17 protein-coding genes and 1 pseudogene are annotated in these 14,867 nt (G+C 73.1%); 7 read left to right on the top strand and 11 right to left on the bottom strand.

Annotated elements, in window-relative coordinates; translation table 11 throughout:
* Positions 1-29: 29 nt before the first annotated feature.
* Positions 30-785 carry a class I SAM-dependent methyltransferase gene (locus U870_RS0107775; protein ID WP_025156840.1) on the top strand — a complete coding sequence of 252 codons (756 nt, stop codon included), beginning with the start codon at positions 30-32 and terminating at the stop codon, positions 783-785.
* An 11-nt stretch (positions 786-796) separates the two neighbouring features.
* Positions 797-1,390, top strand: coding sequence for a YdeI/OmpD-associated family protein (locus U870_RS0107770; RefSeq protein ID WP_029947359.1), 594 nt, complete (start codon positions 797-799; stop codon positions 1,388-1,390).
* 10 nt (positions 1,391-1,400) lie between these two features.
* On the opposite strand, the gene U870_RS0107765 is transcribed toward U870_RS0107770, so the two are convergent.
* Positions 1,401-2,114, bottom strand: a complete 714-nt coding sequence (locus tag U870_RS0107765) for a hypothetical protein (protein WP_025156838.1) — start codon at positions 2,112-2,114, stop codon at positions 1,401-1,403.
* Positions 2,115-2,248: 134 nt separating this feature from the next.
* Here U870_RS0107765 and U870_RS0107760 point away from each other — a divergent pair, with 134 nt between their 5' ends.
* Positions 2,249-2,584 carry a hypothetical protein gene (locus U870_RS0107760; RefSeq protein ID WP_162819104.1) on the top strand — a complete coding sequence of 112 codons (336 nt, stop codon included), beginning with the start codon at positions 2,249-2,251 and terminating at the stop codon, positions 2,582-2,584.
* Between the two features lie 4 nt (positions 2,585-2,588).
* On the opposite strand, the gene U870_RS0107755 is transcribed toward U870_RS0107760, so the two are convergent.
* Complete coding sequence (locus tag U870_RS0107755; protein ID WP_162819103.1) at positions 2,589-3,032, bottom strand: MarR family winged helix-turn-helix transcriptional regulator; 444 nt, start codon at positions 3,030-3,032, stop codon at positions 2,589-2,591.
* A 70-nt stretch (positions 3,033-3,102) separates the two neighbouring features.
* Here U870_RS0107755 and U870_RS0107750 point away from each other — a divergent pair, with 70 nt between their 5' ends.
* Positions 3,103-4,176, top strand: coding sequence for a hypothetical protein (locus U870_RS0107750; RefSeq protein WP_025156835.1), 1,074 nt, complete (start codon positions 3,103-3,105; stop codon positions 4,174-4,176).
* Positions 4,177-4,181: 5 nt separating this feature from the next.
* On the opposite strand, the gene U870_RS0107745 is transcribed toward U870_RS0107750, so the two are convergent.
* The 9 genes and pseudogenes from U870_RS0107745 to U870_RS0107705 form a co-directional block, all read right to left on the bottom strand.
* On the bottom strand, positions 4,182-4,898 hold the full coding sequence (locus U870_RS0107745; RefSeq protein ID WP_081815220.1) for a hypothetical protein: 717 nt from the start codon (positions 4,896-4,898) through the stop codon (positions 4,182-4,184).
* 1 nt (position 4,899) lies between these two features.
* A complete protein-coding gene (locus U870_RS24640; RefSeq protein ID WP_025156833.1) occupies positions 4,900-5,385 on the bottom strand; it encodes a hypothetical protein in 486 nt (161 codons plus the stop codon).
* Between the two features lie 334 nt (positions 5,386-5,719).
* Positions 5,720-6,631 (bottom strand): VOC family protein, encoded by a 912-nt coding sequence (locus tag U870_RS0107735; protein ID WP_025156832.1) that lies wholly within the window; start codon positions 6,629-6,631, stop codon positions 5,720-5,722.
* A gap of 163 nt (positions 6,632-6,794) precedes the next feature.
* Positions 6,795-7,466: pseudogene (locus U870_RS0107730) on the bottom strand (NADPH-dependent F420 reductase); the annotation flags it as partial.
* Positions 7,467-7,673: 207 nt separating this feature from the next.
* Complete coding sequence (locus U870_RS0107725; protein ID WP_025156830.1) at positions 7,674-8,864, bottom strand: OmpA family protein; 1,191 nt, start codon at positions 8,862-8,864, stop codon at positions 7,674-7,676.
* A gap of 17 nt (positions 8,865-8,881) precedes the next feature.
* Positions 8,882-9,781: a hypothetical protein gene (locus U870_RS0107720; protein WP_029947352.1), complete on the bottom strand. Its 900-nt coding sequence runs from the start codon at positions 9,779-9,781 to the stop codon at positions 8,882-8,884.
* Positions 9,782-9,796: 15 nt separating this feature from the next.
* The gene (locus U870_RS0107715) at positions 9,797-10,150 is read right to left on the bottom strand and encodes a hypothetical protein (RefSeq protein WP_025156829.1); all 354 of its coding nucleotides are present in this window, start codon (positions 10,148-10,150) and stop codon (positions 9,797-9,799) included.
* Positions 10,137-10,760 (bottom strand): hypothetical protein, encoded by a 624-nt coding sequence (locus U870_RS0107710; protein ID WP_025156828.1) that lies wholly within the window; start codon positions 10,758-10,760, stop codon positions 10,137-10,139. The genes U870_RS0107715 and U870_RS0107710 overlap by 14 nt, the downstream gene beginning before the upstream one ends.
* A 118-nt stretch (positions 10,761-10,878) precedes the next feature.
* Complete coding sequence (locus U870_RS0107705) at positions 10,879-11,838, bottom strand: DUF1996 domain-containing protein (RefSeq protein WP_025156827.1); 960 nt, start codon at positions 11,836-11,838, stop codon at positions 10,879-10,881.
* A gap of 122 nt (positions 11,839-11,960) precedes the next feature.
* Between U870_RS0107705 and U870_RS0107700 the strand changes: the two genes are divergently transcribed.
* From U870_RS0107700 to U870_RS23995, 3 genes are read left to right on the top strand one after another with little or no spacing between them, the layout of a single operon-like run.
* A complete protein-coding gene (locus U870_RS0107700) occupies positions 11,961-12,650 on the top strand; it encodes a response regulator transcription factor (RefSeq protein WP_025156826.1) in 690 nt (229 codons plus the stop codon).
* Complete coding sequence (locus tag U870_RS0107695) at positions 12,643-14,043, top strand: HAMP domain-containing sensor histidine kinase (protein ID WP_025156825.1); 1,401 nt, start codon at positions 12,643-12,645, stop codon at positions 14,041-14,043. Before U870_RS0107700 ends, U870_RS0107695 begins: the two co-directional genes overlap by 8 nt.
* Positions 14,044-14,066: 23 nt before the next feature.
* Positions 14,067-14,729 (top strand): DUF5666 domain-containing protein, encoded by a 663-nt coding sequence (locus U870_RS23995; RefSeq protein WP_025156824.1) that lies wholly within the window; start codon positions 14,067-14,069, stop codon positions 14,727-14,729.
* The last annotated feature ends 138 nt before the right edge of the window (positions 14,730-14,867 follow it).

Raw genomic sequence — 14,867 nt, 5'->3', positions numbered from 1 at the left:
GGTGCGCGGGGTTCTGCGAGGATGGCTCGATGACGACGACGTTCGAGGAGCTGATCGACGAGGGCCGCCGGGCCGACGTGACCGGGTGGGACTTCGGCTGGCTGGACGGCCGCGCGACGGAGGAGCGCCCGCCGTGGGGCTACGCGCGACTGCTCGGCGAGCGTCTGGGACGCGCGGCGGCCTCCCTCGACATCCAGACCGGCGGCGGGGAGGTGCTGGCCGAGTCGCCGGGCTTCCCGCCGGTCGCCGTCGCGACGGAGTCGTGGCCGCCGAACGTCGCCCGGGCGACGGCCCTGCTGCACCCGCGCGGCGTCGCGGTCGTCGCGGACCCCGACGAGCCGCCTCTGCCGTTCGCCGACGCCGCGTTCGACCTGGTGACCAGCCGTCACCCCGCGACGATCTGGTGGGACGAGATCGCCCGGGTGCTGCAGCCGGGAGGCACGTACTTCGCTCAGCACGTCGGCCCGGCGAGCGCGTTCGAGCTGATCGAGTTCTTCCTCGGGCCGCAGCCGGAGGCGCGCCGCGGCCGGCATCCCGACGACGAGACGGCCGCCGCCCGCGCGGCGGGGCTCGAGATCGTCGACCTGCGGACGGCGCGGCTGCGGATCGAGATCACCGACGTCTCCGCCGTCGTGTATCTCCTGCGCAAGGTGATCTGGTGGGTTCCGGGCTTCGACGTCGACGCGTCCCTCGACACCCTCCGCGCGCTCCATGACCGCATCGCGACCGACGGTCCGTTCGTCGCCCACTCGACCCGGCACCTCATCGAGGCGCGACGTCGGTGACCGCCCCTACGATGGCACGCATGACCCCGATTGTGCCGGAACCGTTCGTCGTCGCCGATGCCGCCGCATGGCGCGAGTGGCTCGATCGGCACGAGGACGACTCGGACGGCGTCTGGCTCGTGCTCGCCAAGAAGGGCACGACGGAGCCGACCACCCTCAGCTACGCCGAAGCGCTCGACGAGGCGTTGTGCAGCGGATGGATCGACGGCCAGAAGCGGAGCCTCGATGCGGCGACGTTCCTGCAGCGGTTCACTCCGCGGCGCAAGGCCTCGCTGTGGTCGGAGCGCAACATCGGGCTCGTCGCCGCCTTGACGGCCGAGGGGCGGATGCGGCCGCGGGGCCAGGCCGAGATCGACCGCGCCCAGGCGGATGGCCGGTGGGAGCGCGCGTACGCGGGAGCATCCTCCGCGCAGGTCCCTGACGACCTCGCGGCGGCCCTGTCGGTCTCGCCGGCGGCTGCCGAGCTGTTCGCGGCGCTCAACGGGACGAACCGCTACGCGGTGCTGCACCGCATCATGACCGCCTCGAACGCGACCACCCGGGCCAATCGGCTGGAGCGGCTGGTCGCCATGCTGGAGCGGGGCGAGACGCCGTACCCGCAGTGACCACCGGGTTTCACGCGGTGGGGCGGTCCGGGCGGTCCGGTGCCGGGCGCGTGCGGAACTCGGCGACGACGCCGGGGAGGAACCGCCGCGGGATGACCGCGGACAGGATGCGCTCACCGAGGTCCGCCGCCAGCCCGAAGACGTGCGCGTCGGTGTCGATCCGCACGCCGTCGATGTCGACGCCGTCCACGCGAACGGGGATCCCCCGTTCCACGGCTCCATCGTGCGCGGCCCCCTGCACCGTGCCGGGCACGCCGCCGCGCACGCGCTCGTCGCGGTACGCGTTCATGAGGATGTGGTTGACGTGATCGACCAGGGTCGAGGCCGCGGTCGGCCGGCGCTCGGCGCCGGGCCGCTCCACCATCGTGGTGCGAACGGCCTCCCACATCTGCGGGTGGCGCATGCGCTCTCGGGCCTCGAGCATCCACGCAGGCAACGGCCGCCGCGGCGGGGCGTCCAGCTCGGCGCGCAGGGCGGGGGAGAGGTCCTCGCGGTTGGCGGGATCGTCCCGGTCGGCCCGGTTGGCCCAGACGGTGTAGCTGAGGGACACCTCCTGCACGGTCGTCCGCCCGTCGATGGTCGACGCCGTGCGCCCGGCGCCGGCCTCCTCCAGCGCGTCCTGCTCGACGAAGGTCAGCAGGGTGAGCCCGAACTCGCGCGCGAGGTCGTCCGGCCCCGGCGGGGCGGGGATCCGCAGGGGGTCGACGTGCTCGACGAAGTGCATGCCTCGAGTCTGGCCGTCGGTCCTGCTCCGGGCAACAGCATCCGCCGGTGGGTGCGGGGTTCGTCGAAGTCGTCGCCCGTCTCCCTTGCAGCCCGTCGCCTCCGCACGCCACGATGGGCGCGGAGGTGATGACGATGTCACGCCGTAGACCCCCGGTGGCCGCGCGTCTCATCGCCGTCCCCTCGGGTGCGGCGCTGCTCAGCGGCGCCGCGCCCGACCCCGGCAGCCAGCCCTGGCTGGTGGTCGGGCTCGTCTTCTTCGGAGCGGCCGCGATCGTGCTGCTGGCGGCGGTGGGGGTCAAGATGCGACGCACGCCCGGCGCTCCGGACGAGCCTGCGCGCGTGAAGGGGTCCGGGGTGGACGGCGCCCTCCCGGATGCCGACTCCCTCGGGGAGCGCTCGCCGGCCGAGCAGGACGAGGAGAACGAGCGCGGCGAGTGGCGCCCGGAGGGTGACCGGCCGGCCCCGTAGTCGCTCAGCCGTCGGTCGCGTTGTAGCGGGAGAGCATCCCGGCGAACAGGGCGAGCTCGTCGGCCGACCAGCCCGCCAGCCGTTCGTCCAGCGCTGCGCGCACGCTCCCCGCCGCCCGGTCGAGGGATGCGCGTCCCCGCTCGGTGACCACGAGGGCGTGCCCGCGCCCGGTGTCGGCGTCTGCGCCCGCGATCAGGCCGAACTCCGCGAGCGCTCCCAGCTGGCGGGAGACCGTCGACCGGTTGAGCTGGAAGTGGGAGGCGATGTCGACGGCCCGGCAGCCCGGGTTGGCCCGGATGTAGGACAGGAGGGACTGGTCGACGAACGACAGGGTCTCGTCCTCCCGGCGCACCCGTGCGGTGCCGCGGCGAGCGATCGTGGTCAGCTCCGACTGGATGCGCTCGACGGCCGCGCTCCTGTCAGCACTCTCAGCATCTCGGGCGGTCACAGGCCCCAGCATAGCGGTTGCATTGTGCAACAATGTGTGTTGCTCAATGCAACTCTCAACGTAAGGCGCCATGTCTACCCACCGCATCGTCCCGCTCGCCGTCCCGCCGCGCCCGTCCTTCTGGCCGGCCGCCTCGTTCTGGAAGGCTCTCGGCTCGCACCTCCTCATCCCGCTCTTCCTGGCGACGGGGATGGCGCTGGCCTATCTCGGTGCCTTCCACCAGCCCGAGCCGCACGACCTGCCGATCGCGATCGTCGGCGACACCCCGGCGGCCCAGGTCTTCGCGCAGACCCTCAATGACGCGGCGCCGCAGAAGCTCGACGTGACGACGGTGAAAGACCCGGCCGCCGCCCGTGCGGCCGTCGAACGGCGTGACATCGCGGCCGCCTACGCGACCGACGCCACGCACGCCACGATCATCGTCGCCAGCGCCGCCTCGGAGACGACGGCCTCCGCCGCCGAGAAGCTGCTGCTCCCCATCGCCTACCAGCAGCACCTCCCGGTGACGGTGGACGACGTTCGGCCGGTCGGCCCCCAGGACGGCACCGGCCAGGGTCTCTTCTTCCTGCTCGTCGCGTTGAGCGTCGGCTCCTACGCCAGTGCCATCGCCATCGCCGCGGTGACCGCGCGCATCGCGCTCGGCTGGCGGCTGGCGGTAGCCGCGGCGGCCTCCCTCGTGGTCGCCGGGATCGGCGTCGTCGTCGCCGGGCCGGTCTACGGGGTGCTCTCGGGCAACGAGTGGAGCATCTGGCTGCTCGCCGCGCTCTACGTGTTCGGCATCGTGACCATCGGCGTCGGGCTGCATCCGGTGCTGGGCAAGTGGACGACGCCGGTGCTCACCCTGCTCTTCGTGATGCTCAACTTCACCAGCTCGGGCGGGATCTTCCAGGCGGTGCTCTCGCCGGCCCTGTTCTCCGGGCTCAACACCTTCTGGAACGGCGCCGCCTGGCTCGAGGCGGCCCGGGCGCTCACGTACTTCCCCGGTGAGGCGTTCGGCTTCGACGGCCTGCGGCTCGCCCTGTGGGCGGCGGCGGGCGTGCTCCTCATCGTCGTGACGCACGCGGTGAGCATGCGTCGGCGACGGCTGGCCGACGAGTCCCGCCTGGTGACCCCGGCCGAAGAGGAGGCCGTCGTCGCCGCGTGACGCCGCTAGCGCGTAGTGAGGTTGCGGAGACCGCCCGTGGTCGACCCCAGGTCGACGTGGATATGAGTGCAGAAATCGGTGAACCTCGAGATGTTGGCGAGGCCGGGCATGCTGTAGACCCCGCAGTTGTCGCCACCGGACGCTTGGCCTGCGCGCGAACCGTTCGGGAGGAACGAGTCGAGGAATCCGAGAAGGATGCTGGACGCCGAGTCGTTCCCGCGCGTTCTCGCACCCCCGATGTAGGTGATGTCCATGGCGTTCGGTCCCGTGCTCGGGACGCAATGACGCGATGTCGGATTGCTCCCGCAGGTGGCGACACCGTCGTTGGCGCAATGGCGATTGAGGTCGCTGACCTGCACCGAACCGTAGTTGCGGATGATGATCACGAGTGTCTGCAGCGTGCGAGTGTCGATATTGCATTGCGGCGTCTGGCCGATCGTGCCGTTGGCGATCGGCTGGATCTCGGCCGGGATGATCGCGCGTTCGGCCCATTCGATGATCAGCGTGCCGTTGCCGTAGGAGGTCATCAGGCTCTGGGCGGCCGCTTGGGCGGTCGGCGGCACGTTGACGCACGTCGCGGAGCACACGGATTCCGCCGGCTGGGCGAGCGCCGCACGCGCCTGCTCGGCGGGCGCAGCGAGGGGGGCGCTCACGGCGATGGCGCAGATGACGGCGAGGACGAGCACTCGGGCGAGCGTCCAGCGTCTGGAGGTGCGATTCATCTCAGTCCTGGCTCACTTGGACCCCAGCGCGCGAGAAGCACTCCTGGGCGACGGCGGAAGCGTCGTCCACGGTCTTCTGTGGTCCTTCGCCCGTGGCGGGATCGATCGGATTGTCGTGGATGAATGCCAGATCGGTCGCGAGATCCTGCCAGATCGCGTCGTTCCGTGCCGCTTCGGCCGCCGACGGAAGGGCCGCGGCGACATTGGAGGCCGAGAAACCTGGAGCGATCGACTCGCATGCCCGGACGGCGGCGGCCCGGCCGACCGCTGCGTCCGGCGCCGCGGCTGGAGGCTCTGCGGCCGATGGCGAGCCGGTGGCGGAGGGGGTCCGCGTCGGCGAAGCCGGCGCCGTCGAGGGGGCGGAGGTCGGTGACCCGGCACGCGATGATGTGGTGGAGCTCGCGGCCTGGCCGGTCGCGCAACCCGCCAGTACGAGCGCGACCGCCGCGGCGATGAGCGCACTACAGAGGGCGCGAGATGAGACCATGATTCCCCACATTCCCCGAACGGCTACGTTCGTGACGATAGCGGATCAGGAGGATCGCGAGGGGGTGCCGCGCTGGCGGACGGCGCAGTCCGTGCACCGGTCGCGAACGCTCTTTTCCCGCGGGGATCGGAAGGCATGCTCGCGCGTTCACGCTGCGGTGGTGCCGGGCTCGGCGTCGTCGGGCGGGTGGTCGCGCGGAACGCTCGCAGATCATCGACCTCCAGAGCGGTGACACCGTGCCCGAGACCCGGGTGGATGCGGTGTTCGAGGGTCGTGTGCGGGCGCAGCCGCTCGGCGGTGCGATCGGCCGCCGAACCGCGACGGCCGAGCCGGGTCAGCGGGCGAGCACCTCGTCCGCGGTGCGGTCGGGGAGCACGACGCTGACCTGGGTGTCCCACGGGTCCGCGACCACGATCGAGCGGCCGTCGTCGGCGAAGGGGAGGCCGCGCTCGCGCAGGCGCGCGGCGAGAGCGTCGAGCTCCTCGCGCGACGGGACCGTGATGGCCACCTCGCCGAGACCGAGGCTCGCCGCGCGGGGTCCGGAGCCCGCGCTGTTCCACACGTTCATCGCGATGTGGTGATGATAGCCGCCGGCGGAGGCGAACAGCGCGCCCCGGAACTCGCTGAGCGTCGACTCGAAGCCGAGCGCGTCGACGTAGAACGCCTTCGCGGTGGCGATGTCGCCGACCTGCAGGTGTACGTGCCCGACGCTCCCGGCGAGGGTGGATCCCGCATCCAGCACGTCCCGCGCCAGGTGGGACTGCAGGTAGGCGTTCGGGTCGAGCCACGTGGTGTCCATCAGGATCTGTCCGCGCTCGTGCTTCCACGTCTCCCGCGGGCGGTCGGTGTAGAGCTCGACGCCGTTGCCCTCGGGGTCGGTGAAGTAGAACGCCTCCGACACGAGGTGGTCGCTCGAGCCGACGAAGCGGCTGCGCGGGTCCTGGGCGGCACGGTAGACGGTGGCCGCGAGGTTCGCTGCGTCGGGGAAGAGGAAGGCGTTGTGGAACAGTCCCGCCTGGTGCGGGTCGACGGCCGGGAGGTCGGGGGTGTGCACGAGCGACACCATCGGCACGCCGTCGCGGCCGAGCACGCGATGCAGGTTGCGGCCGCGGGCGTCGGCCTTCTCGTGGAGGGCCTCGAAGGCGAAGGCGGCGGAGTAGTACGACGACATCAGTTCCAGGTCGCCGACGCGGAGCGTGGGGGCGGCCATGTGGGTGGCGGCGTCGAGCAGCTGGTCGGTGGGCATCGGGTCCTCGATCGATAGAAAGGTTGTCGCGTCAACTAAATCCTACCAAACCCGTCCGCGCGCCGTCCTGCCCGCACGCACATTCGGCACGAATGTCGCGAAACGACGCGCGTTTCACGACATTCGTGCCGAATGTGCGTGCGGGGCGGAGGTGGGGCGGAGGCTACATGTCGCGGTAGCGGCGGGCGGCGGCGACCGCTTCGCGCAGGCCGGCGGCGTCGAAGCGCGTGACGTAGCCGGGGGTGTCGCGCTGGATGCGCCATCCCTCGGCGAGGGGGCCGATGTCGACGGCGTCGAAGCCGAACTCGTCGACGAGCGCGGCCACCCGGTCGCGGGCCTCCTGGTCGTCGCCGGCGACGACCAGGGCGCGACGGTCCGCGGTGCCCGCGTCCTGTCCCTCGCTGGTCAGGGCGGCCGCGCCGATGTGGTTGAAGGCCTTCACGACCTTCGAGGTCGGCAGCACGGCCTGCAGGCGCTCGGCCACGGTCGTCGACTCGTCGTCGAGCTCCGGGATGCGGCCGTCGCGCTGCGGGTAGTAGTTGTTGGTGTCGATGACGATCTTCCCGGCCAGCTCGGCGACGGGGAGGGTCGCCTCGGCGGCGAGCGGGGTGGTGACGACGACGAGGTCGCCGGCGGCCGCGGCCTCGGCCGGGGTCGCCGCGCGGGCGTGCGAGCCGAGCTCGGCGACGAGCGCGTCGAGCGTCTCGGGGCCTCGCGAGTTGCTCAGCACCACGTCGTAGCCGCGGGCGACCGCGAGTCGGGCGAGCTGGGAGCCGATGTGTCCAGAACCGATGAGTCCGATGGTTGTCATACTCGGGCGAACCGGTCCGGTCGCCGAGTCATTCCCGGGGCGCTCTTTTCGCCGCGCCTCTCTCGCAGCGGGGTCGCATCCTGTCGTTCAGAGGCGCCCGCAGCGACGGAGTGCGACCCCTGTGCGGCGCGCCCGTAAGACCGGGGCCCCACATCGTCGCTTCGGTGCGCTCGAAGCGACGGAATGCGACCCCGCGGCCCGCGGCGCGGCGCGGCGCAGCGCAGCGCGGCGTCAGGCGCAGAGGCCGACGCCGGCCGAGGTGAGCACGACGGTGCGGTTCTGTGCGGCGACGGCGTCGGAGTAGGCGCCGGAGGCGTCGGTCTCCGGCTTCCAGCCGCACCAGTCGTGGCCGACGCCGGCCGTGGTCAGCTCGGCGGCGGGCACGCCCAGGGCGACGAGTGCGGTCTTGACGGCCTCGGCGCGACTCTGCGACAGGGCGAGGTCGGCGGTGTTGCTGGTGGCCTGGTCCTTCGACGCGGTGCCCGTGATCGTGACCACCTGGCCGTTCTGCTGGATGGCCGGGACGAGGGAGGCGAGCACCTGGTTCGCCGCCGCCGGGTCGGCGAACGACGCCGTGTTCTTGGTGAACCGCAGCTCGCTGTCGCGGATGACCACGGGGTGCGTCCAGTCGGTCTTGGTGGCCACGGACTCCACGGGGACCGGAGTGACCGCCGGCAGCCCGGCGGTGGCGCTGCCCGAGGCGGGCTCGGGCAGCAGGGAGAGTGTGCCTCCCGCCGCCTTCACGATCGCCGTCCAGATCGCCTCGAGGTTGCTTCGAGCGGGGATCGTCAGCGGCTGCTGGTCCCCGGCGGTGTCGCCCATCCCGGACCAGTAGACGGTGACGCCCTTCAGATCGGTCGGCAGCAGGCCGCGGGAGGTCAGATCGGCGACGACCTGCGCCGGGTCGGCCGCGAGCAGTCCGCTGCCGGCGAAGTCGAGCGGGTCGGTGGTCTGCAGGCCACTGCCGACCACGAGCACGCCCATCGGGTCCTTCCCGAGGTTGCGGGCGGCCTGGTCGATCGCGCCGAGGAAGTCCACCTGGGGGTTCGCGGCCTTGAGCCCGTCGATGTACTGGGTGATCTGGGTCAGCTTCGTGCGCTGCTCGTTCTGGCAGACGATGGCGTCCTGCGCCGTGGAGCCGATCAGAGTGGTCCCCATCACCTGGGGCGTTCCGGAGGGGACGACGACGGTGACGCTGCCGTTGCTCGCGCCGACGGCCTTGAGCTGGCTGGTGGCCGACGCAGGCAGGGCGGTCGTGGGCGCGTTGGCGGTGCTGCCGGCGACGACGCCGAGGTTGCGCGGGGACGACTGGTCGCACGCCTGGCCGGCGGCGGTCGCGGACGAGCAGGCGGTGAGGCCCGCCGCGAGGGCGACGGCGCCGGCGAGGGCGAGCGCGGTGCGGAGGCGGGGGAGGGTGGGCACGGAAGGGCTCCTCGAGGTCAGGACTGGGCGGGCCAGGCGGGGTGCTCGGGCGGCGGGGTGGAGGCGGCGTGCGCGCCCGGACCCGATTCGACCGCGGCGGCGCTGCGGCGCGCCTTCAGCTCGCGGATGATCTGGCTCGTGCTCTCCGGGTCCCGCTCGCGCTGGGCCAGGCGGACGCCGAGCTGCGCCCGCACGACATCCACGCGGGAGTGGAAGGTGACCCGGGCGCCGGTGTAGCGGATGGCGTCGTGCGCGTCCAGCTGGTAGGCGAGCCGGGTCGCCTCGGCGGCGGCGACCGCCTCCCCGCGCAGTGCGTCGCGGTGGGCGCGCAGCCGTGCGGCGTGCGCGTGGGCCTTCTCGGCCGCGGTCAGCAGCGGTTTCGTGGTGACCCAGGCCACGACGAAGCTGACGGCGCCGGAGGTCGCGAGCACCCCGAGCATCAGGAACGCCATGATCGTGTCGGGTGCCGTCCAGGAGAAGGCGGGCGCGGTCGGGGCCGTGTCGCCGCCGACGAGTCCGGTGAGGCCGCCGGAGGAGGCCGCGTCCATTCCGGCCTTGATCCGCGCGACGGTGATCGCGGCGAGCAGTGCCGCCCAGACCAGCGCGAGGGCGACGGCGGCGGGGATCCAGCCCCGGGCCATGACGCGCGCCTGCACGCGGCGCAGGACGATGGCGACGGCGTGCGGGATGGTCACGACCGCCAGCGAGATGCCGAGCGTGATGACGTACATCTGCAGCCCGATCGAGCCGTACTGGCTGTCGTTGCGCAGCAGCAGGGTGAGCGCCTGCGCGAGCAGGATGTAGTCGACCGCGAGCATCGCGACGAGCAGCACATAGACGAAGACGTGCGCGACGGGGGAGAGATGCCCGACGGACGGGCGGTGACGGGGCGGGCGGGTGACGATGTCCCTGGCCATGGCGTCCTTCCTTCCTCAGGCGTAGTTGTGGAGCTGGGGATCGCTCCCCAGCAGGCGGGCGTCGAGTCGTTCCGCGGCCTCGTCGGCGCGCCGGATCTCGGCTTCGGTGCGTTCGAGGGCGCTGCGGATCAGCTCCTCGCGCGACTGCGCCGCGGCGACGCGGTCGGAGCAGACGGCGATGTTGCGGGTGCGCTGGCGCTCCAGCTCGGCCGCGCCGGCGCGCTCGAAGGCGGCGAGCTCGTGCTCGAAGACCTCCAACGTCTCGACGTCGACCGCGTCGCGCAGGCGCCGCAGCCTCCACAGCATGCGGCGGCGCAGCCGCGAGACGTTCGGGACGCGGTACTCGGTCAGCCGGTCACGCTTGGCCATCGGTTCCCCCTTGCCAGTGTTCGAGCGCGTCGGTGCGCGTGGTCAGCCAGTCGGAGCGGTGCAGCTCGGGCGTCCCCGCCCGCACCGGCTCGCGCTCGGCGGTCTCCCGGGGCAGCGCGCCGCGGTAGGCGCCCCAGTAGACCGCGATCTTCTCGTCCGAGCGGTCGAAGTGCCGTGCGGCGCGCAGCCGGGCGGCGGTGAAGGTCGCGTGGATGCGTGCGGCGAGCTCCTCGGCGCGGCGGTGCCCGCGCGCGATGCGTCGTTCGAGCCGGCGCAGATCCGCGTAGGCGGGGCCGTCGCCGACGGCGATACGGGCGTGATCGCGCTCGGCCGGGGGCAGGGCGTCCAGCCGATCGTCGAAGGCGTCGAGATCCGTGCGGATGGCGGCCGACAGTAGGCGGTGCTCGGTCAGCTCGCGCCGCACTCGGCGGTGGAAGCGCTGCTCCTCGCGGCGGGCGTAGGCGTTGGCGCGGGCCTGCAGGGCGGCGATCGTCGCGGGTGCGCCCGCTTCGGGTGCGGGCGCGCCGCGGAGCGCCTCGGCATCGTGCCGGGCGCGCTGTTCCAGGCGGCGCCGGGTCAGCGGGCCGACCCTGAGCGGCTGCGTCGTCATGAGGTGGGAGCGTAAGGAGCGGCTCTGTGCGAACTCCCGGGGTTGGTCGAACGTTTCCTGAGAGTGACCGAACCGTGACCTCCGGGTGGACGACGATGAACCGGTGCCCGGCTTCGGATCAGCGGACCTTTCCCCCCTGCGGCACGGCGTCGGCGCCGCGCACCGGCCCGCAGCGCACCTGAGCGTCCACGCAGGCGGTGACGTCCGCGGCCATCCGCTGCTGCTGCCAGCCGTCGACGAAGTCGGCGTGCCCGGTGACCGGCGGCCCCTGGGTCTGCGGGCCGGTGGAGAGGGTGATGCCCTCTCCACTGGCGGTCGGGTAGGTGACGTGGAGCACGATCTGCGGGATCTGCACCGGGTGGGAGGCGGGGCAGCCCGTCGTCGACGCGTAGACGGCCCCCGAACGGTCCCGCCCGTCCATCGTCCGCCCGTCCCAGCAGTTCGGGAACGTGATCACGAGTCGCAGCTGGGAACCTCCTGAGCAGTCGTGCGGCAGGGCCGCGCGGGTCGGCTTCGGGTCCTGCGCCGTGGTGGTGCAGGTCCAGTCGACGACGGAGACGGCCTGCGGTGCGGTCGCGGTCTCGTCGCCGGCGATGAGGCTGATGCCTTCCGGCATCGCCTGCGTCGCCGACGCGATGCCGGAGGGTGCGCGCCAATAGAGCAGGGTGCGCGAGGGGACGAGCGCCGCGCCGTGCTGGTAGACGACGGGCGTCCAGTAGGCGGAGGCGTCGGCGCCCGTCGAGCAGGTCGTGGCGCCGCCGCGCAGCGTCGCGGCGGTCGACGAGGCGACGACGACCGTGTTGCCGAAGAAGTCGTGCTGCATCGACATCCCGGTCATCCCGGGCATCATGATCGGGTCGTTCGGCGCCGTGGTGCTGCGCGTGCAGCTGTCGGTGAAGATGCCGGGGTCGCCGCCTCCGGCGGGGAAGCCGGCGGTGGAGACCCGGACCGGAGCGGTCGCGGTGACCGCGGAGGCGGTGAGCGCGGCGGTGCCGGCGGCGGTGCCGACGGCGAGGACGAGGGCGGCCACGGCGACGACGGCGAGGCCGGAGGGCGAGAGCGGGCGTGGACGTTTCATGGTGTGCAGTGCACTCTTCGCGCGTTCGGGTCGTGAGAGCCGAATGTAAAGAAACGGTAAGACCGCCCTGAAACCGGTCCCGATCGGCGTCGCGGGTCGTGCATCACGGCGATGATGGGCGGGTGGGTGAAGAGCGGGGCCTCGTGCTGATCGTCGAGGACGAGCCGACGATCAGCGATCTCGAGCGCCTGTACCTCTCCGGCGCCGGGTTCGGCGTGCACGTGGAGACGGACGGCCGACGCGCCCTCGATGCGGTCGTCCGGCTGCGTCCGGTGGCGATCGTCCTCGACATCGGCGTCCCCGGGGCCGACGGCATCGAGGTCTGCCGCACGCTGCGCGGACGCGGCGACTGGACGCCGGTGGTGTTCGTGACCGCGCGCGACGACGAGGTGGATCGGATCGTGGGCCTGGAGCTGGGAGCCGACGACTACGTGACGAAGCCGTTCTCGCCGCGCGAGCTGGTCGCCCGCGTGCGCGGACTGGTGCGACGGTCCTCCGGCGCGGCCGCGGCCCCGGCGCGGCGGCTCGGTCCGGTGACGCTCGACGCGGGGACGCGCCGGGTGGAGGTGTCCGGGCGCCGGGTGGAGCTGACGGCGACCGAGTTCGACCTCCTCGCGCACCTGCTGTCCCAGCCGGGACGCGTCTTCACCCGGGAGCAGCTCCTCTCGTCGGTCTGGGGCGTCGCCGACTACAGCAGCAGCAGGACGGTGGACGTCCATGTCGCCCAGCTGCGGACGAAGCTGGGGGAGGCGGCCGGGATGCTGCGCACGGTCCGCGGGGTCGGCTACAGCGTCGCGGACGCCGATGGCTGAGCGCCGTCGCCGCCCGGCGTCGCTGACCGGGCGCATCGTGGTCGTGACGTTCGCCGTCGCATTGATCGCCGTGCTGATCACGGCGCTCGTCTCCGTCCAGGTCGTGCAGTCGGTCGCCGAGGGCCAGGCGCGCCAGCAGCTGAAGGCGCAGGCCGTGGCGCTCGTGGACGACGCGGCGACGACCTCCACCCGGCTCGACCGGCTGACGCAGCGCCTCACGGTGCTCGGCGACCGGTTCGCCGTGGTCGCCGCCGACGGCACCGTGAGCGGGCCGGCGCGCGCCTCCGTCGACCCGGGCGTCGTGCGCGATCTGCAGGCCGGACGCACGGTCTCCACGACGACGACCCTGGGCGGCAAGGATGCGGTCCTCGTCGGGATCCCGGCGGCGTCGGGCGGCGGGGTCGTCGGGGTGCGCCGCGTCGCCGACATCGCGGCCGGCAACGCCGACCTCATCCGCTGGATCATCGTCGCCCTGCTGATCGGTCTCGCGGTGGCGACAGTCGCCGGCGTGCTCCTCGCCCGACGGCTGGGCAGGCCGATGACGCGGCTGGCCGACGGGGCACGGGAGCTGGCGGGCGGGCACCGCGGCGTCGTCATCGCCGACCAGGGGGTGACCGAGATCGACGAGGTGGCGCAGGCGCTGCGCACTCTCGACGCGGCGCTCTCGGCCAGCGAGGACCGCCAGCGCGAGTTCCTGCTGTCGGTGTCGCACGAGATCCGAACGCCGCTGACCGCCATCCGCGGCTACGCCGAGGCCCTCGCCGACGGCGTCGTCCCCGCCGCGGAGACCGCCCGCATCGGGGCGACCCTGACCGCCGAGTCGGAGCGTCTACGTCGGTTCGTCGACGATCTGCTGGAGCTGTCCCGGTTGGAGGCGGACGACTTCGCGATCGATCCGCAGGAGTTCGACGCCCGCGGGACGATCGAGCGGGCCGAGCAGGCGTGGGCGGGCGCCTGCTCCCGCGTCGGCGTCGCGCTGCACACCGAGCTGCCCGCGGAGGCGCTGCCGATCGTCACCGACGAGATGCGTCTGCGGCAGGTGATCGACGGGCTGGTGGAGAACGCGCTGCGGGTCACGCCGACGGGTGCGCCGATCGTCCTCGCCGCACGAGCGGTCCCGGGCGGGGTCGCCGTCGACGTCCGCGACGGCGGTCCCGGGCTCGGGCACGGGGAGGAGGCGATCGCGTTCGAGCGCGGGGTGCTCCGCGACCGCTACCGTGACGTGCGACCGGTGGGCACCGGTCTCGGGCTGTCGATCGCGCGGCGCCTGATCGGGCGCCTCGGCGGAACGATCTCGGTGGGGTCGGCGCCGGAAGGCGGGGCGGCCTTCACGGTGGAGCTGGCCCACGACGTGCCTTTACGTCCCTCGAACATTCCGCTCGCGAATCCCTGACACCGGGATCGCAGAGTGGGGGCATGACCGATCCGACCGATCCGACGGACCCGACCCTGCCCCTTCCGACCACTCCGGAGGGCGTTCCCGCCGCCGGCGCTGCGGCCGGCCCGGATGTCGTAGGGGGCACGCCCGAGGCGCCCGTCTCGGCGCCCGTCGCGGCGCCCGTCGCGCCCGTGTCCGCTGCGACCGTGCCGGCCGACGGCTTCCTCCGCCGCCATGCCGTCGGGGTCGCGCTCGTCGCCGGTGCGCTCGCCGTGGTCGTCCTCGCCGGCGGCACCGCCTGGGGCGTCTCCGCCGCCGTCGCCGCGGGACAGGCCGGGGGAGCGATGATGACGGCCGCGCAGAACCAGGCGGCCGGGTCGAAGGCGTCCACCCGGACGCACGCGAAGACGTCGGGCGCGGACGCGAAGCACGCGCACGGCCTCCGCGGGACCCTGACCGCGATCTCGGGGGACACCTGGACGCTGCAGACCGCAGCCGGGGCGAGCGTCACCGTCACCCTCACCTCCTCCACCGCCTTCGGCACCGCGGCCGCACCGGCCGAGCGGTCGACGTTCGCGGTCGGCGACCGGGTCGGCGTGCTGGGCGCGCGTTCGGGCAGCACGGTGACCGCGACCCGCGTGCTGATGGTGCCGGCGTCGGGGCACACGACCGCGAGTCCGACGCCCGGCCCGACGACCTGAGCAGGCTCCCCGGCCGGCTCCGGAGGCGCGGCGCGGCACGCCGCTCGACTCACCGGGCCTCCGGCGTCCTCGTTGCGACCGGAACCGTTCTCCGGAATCGCCGGGGCGATGGGAGAGCCAGGGCAGGGCAGGGCAGGG

It is taken from the genome of Leifsonia aquatica H1aii (genome assembly GCF_000633535.1).
Classification (GTDB): Bacteria; Actinomycetota; Actinomycetes; order Actinomycetales; family Microbacteriaceae; genus Leifsonia; species Leifsonia aquatica_A.
The sequence above is the reverse complement of the archived record's forward strand: the minus strand, read 5'-3'. Positions and strand labels throughout refer to the sequence as shown.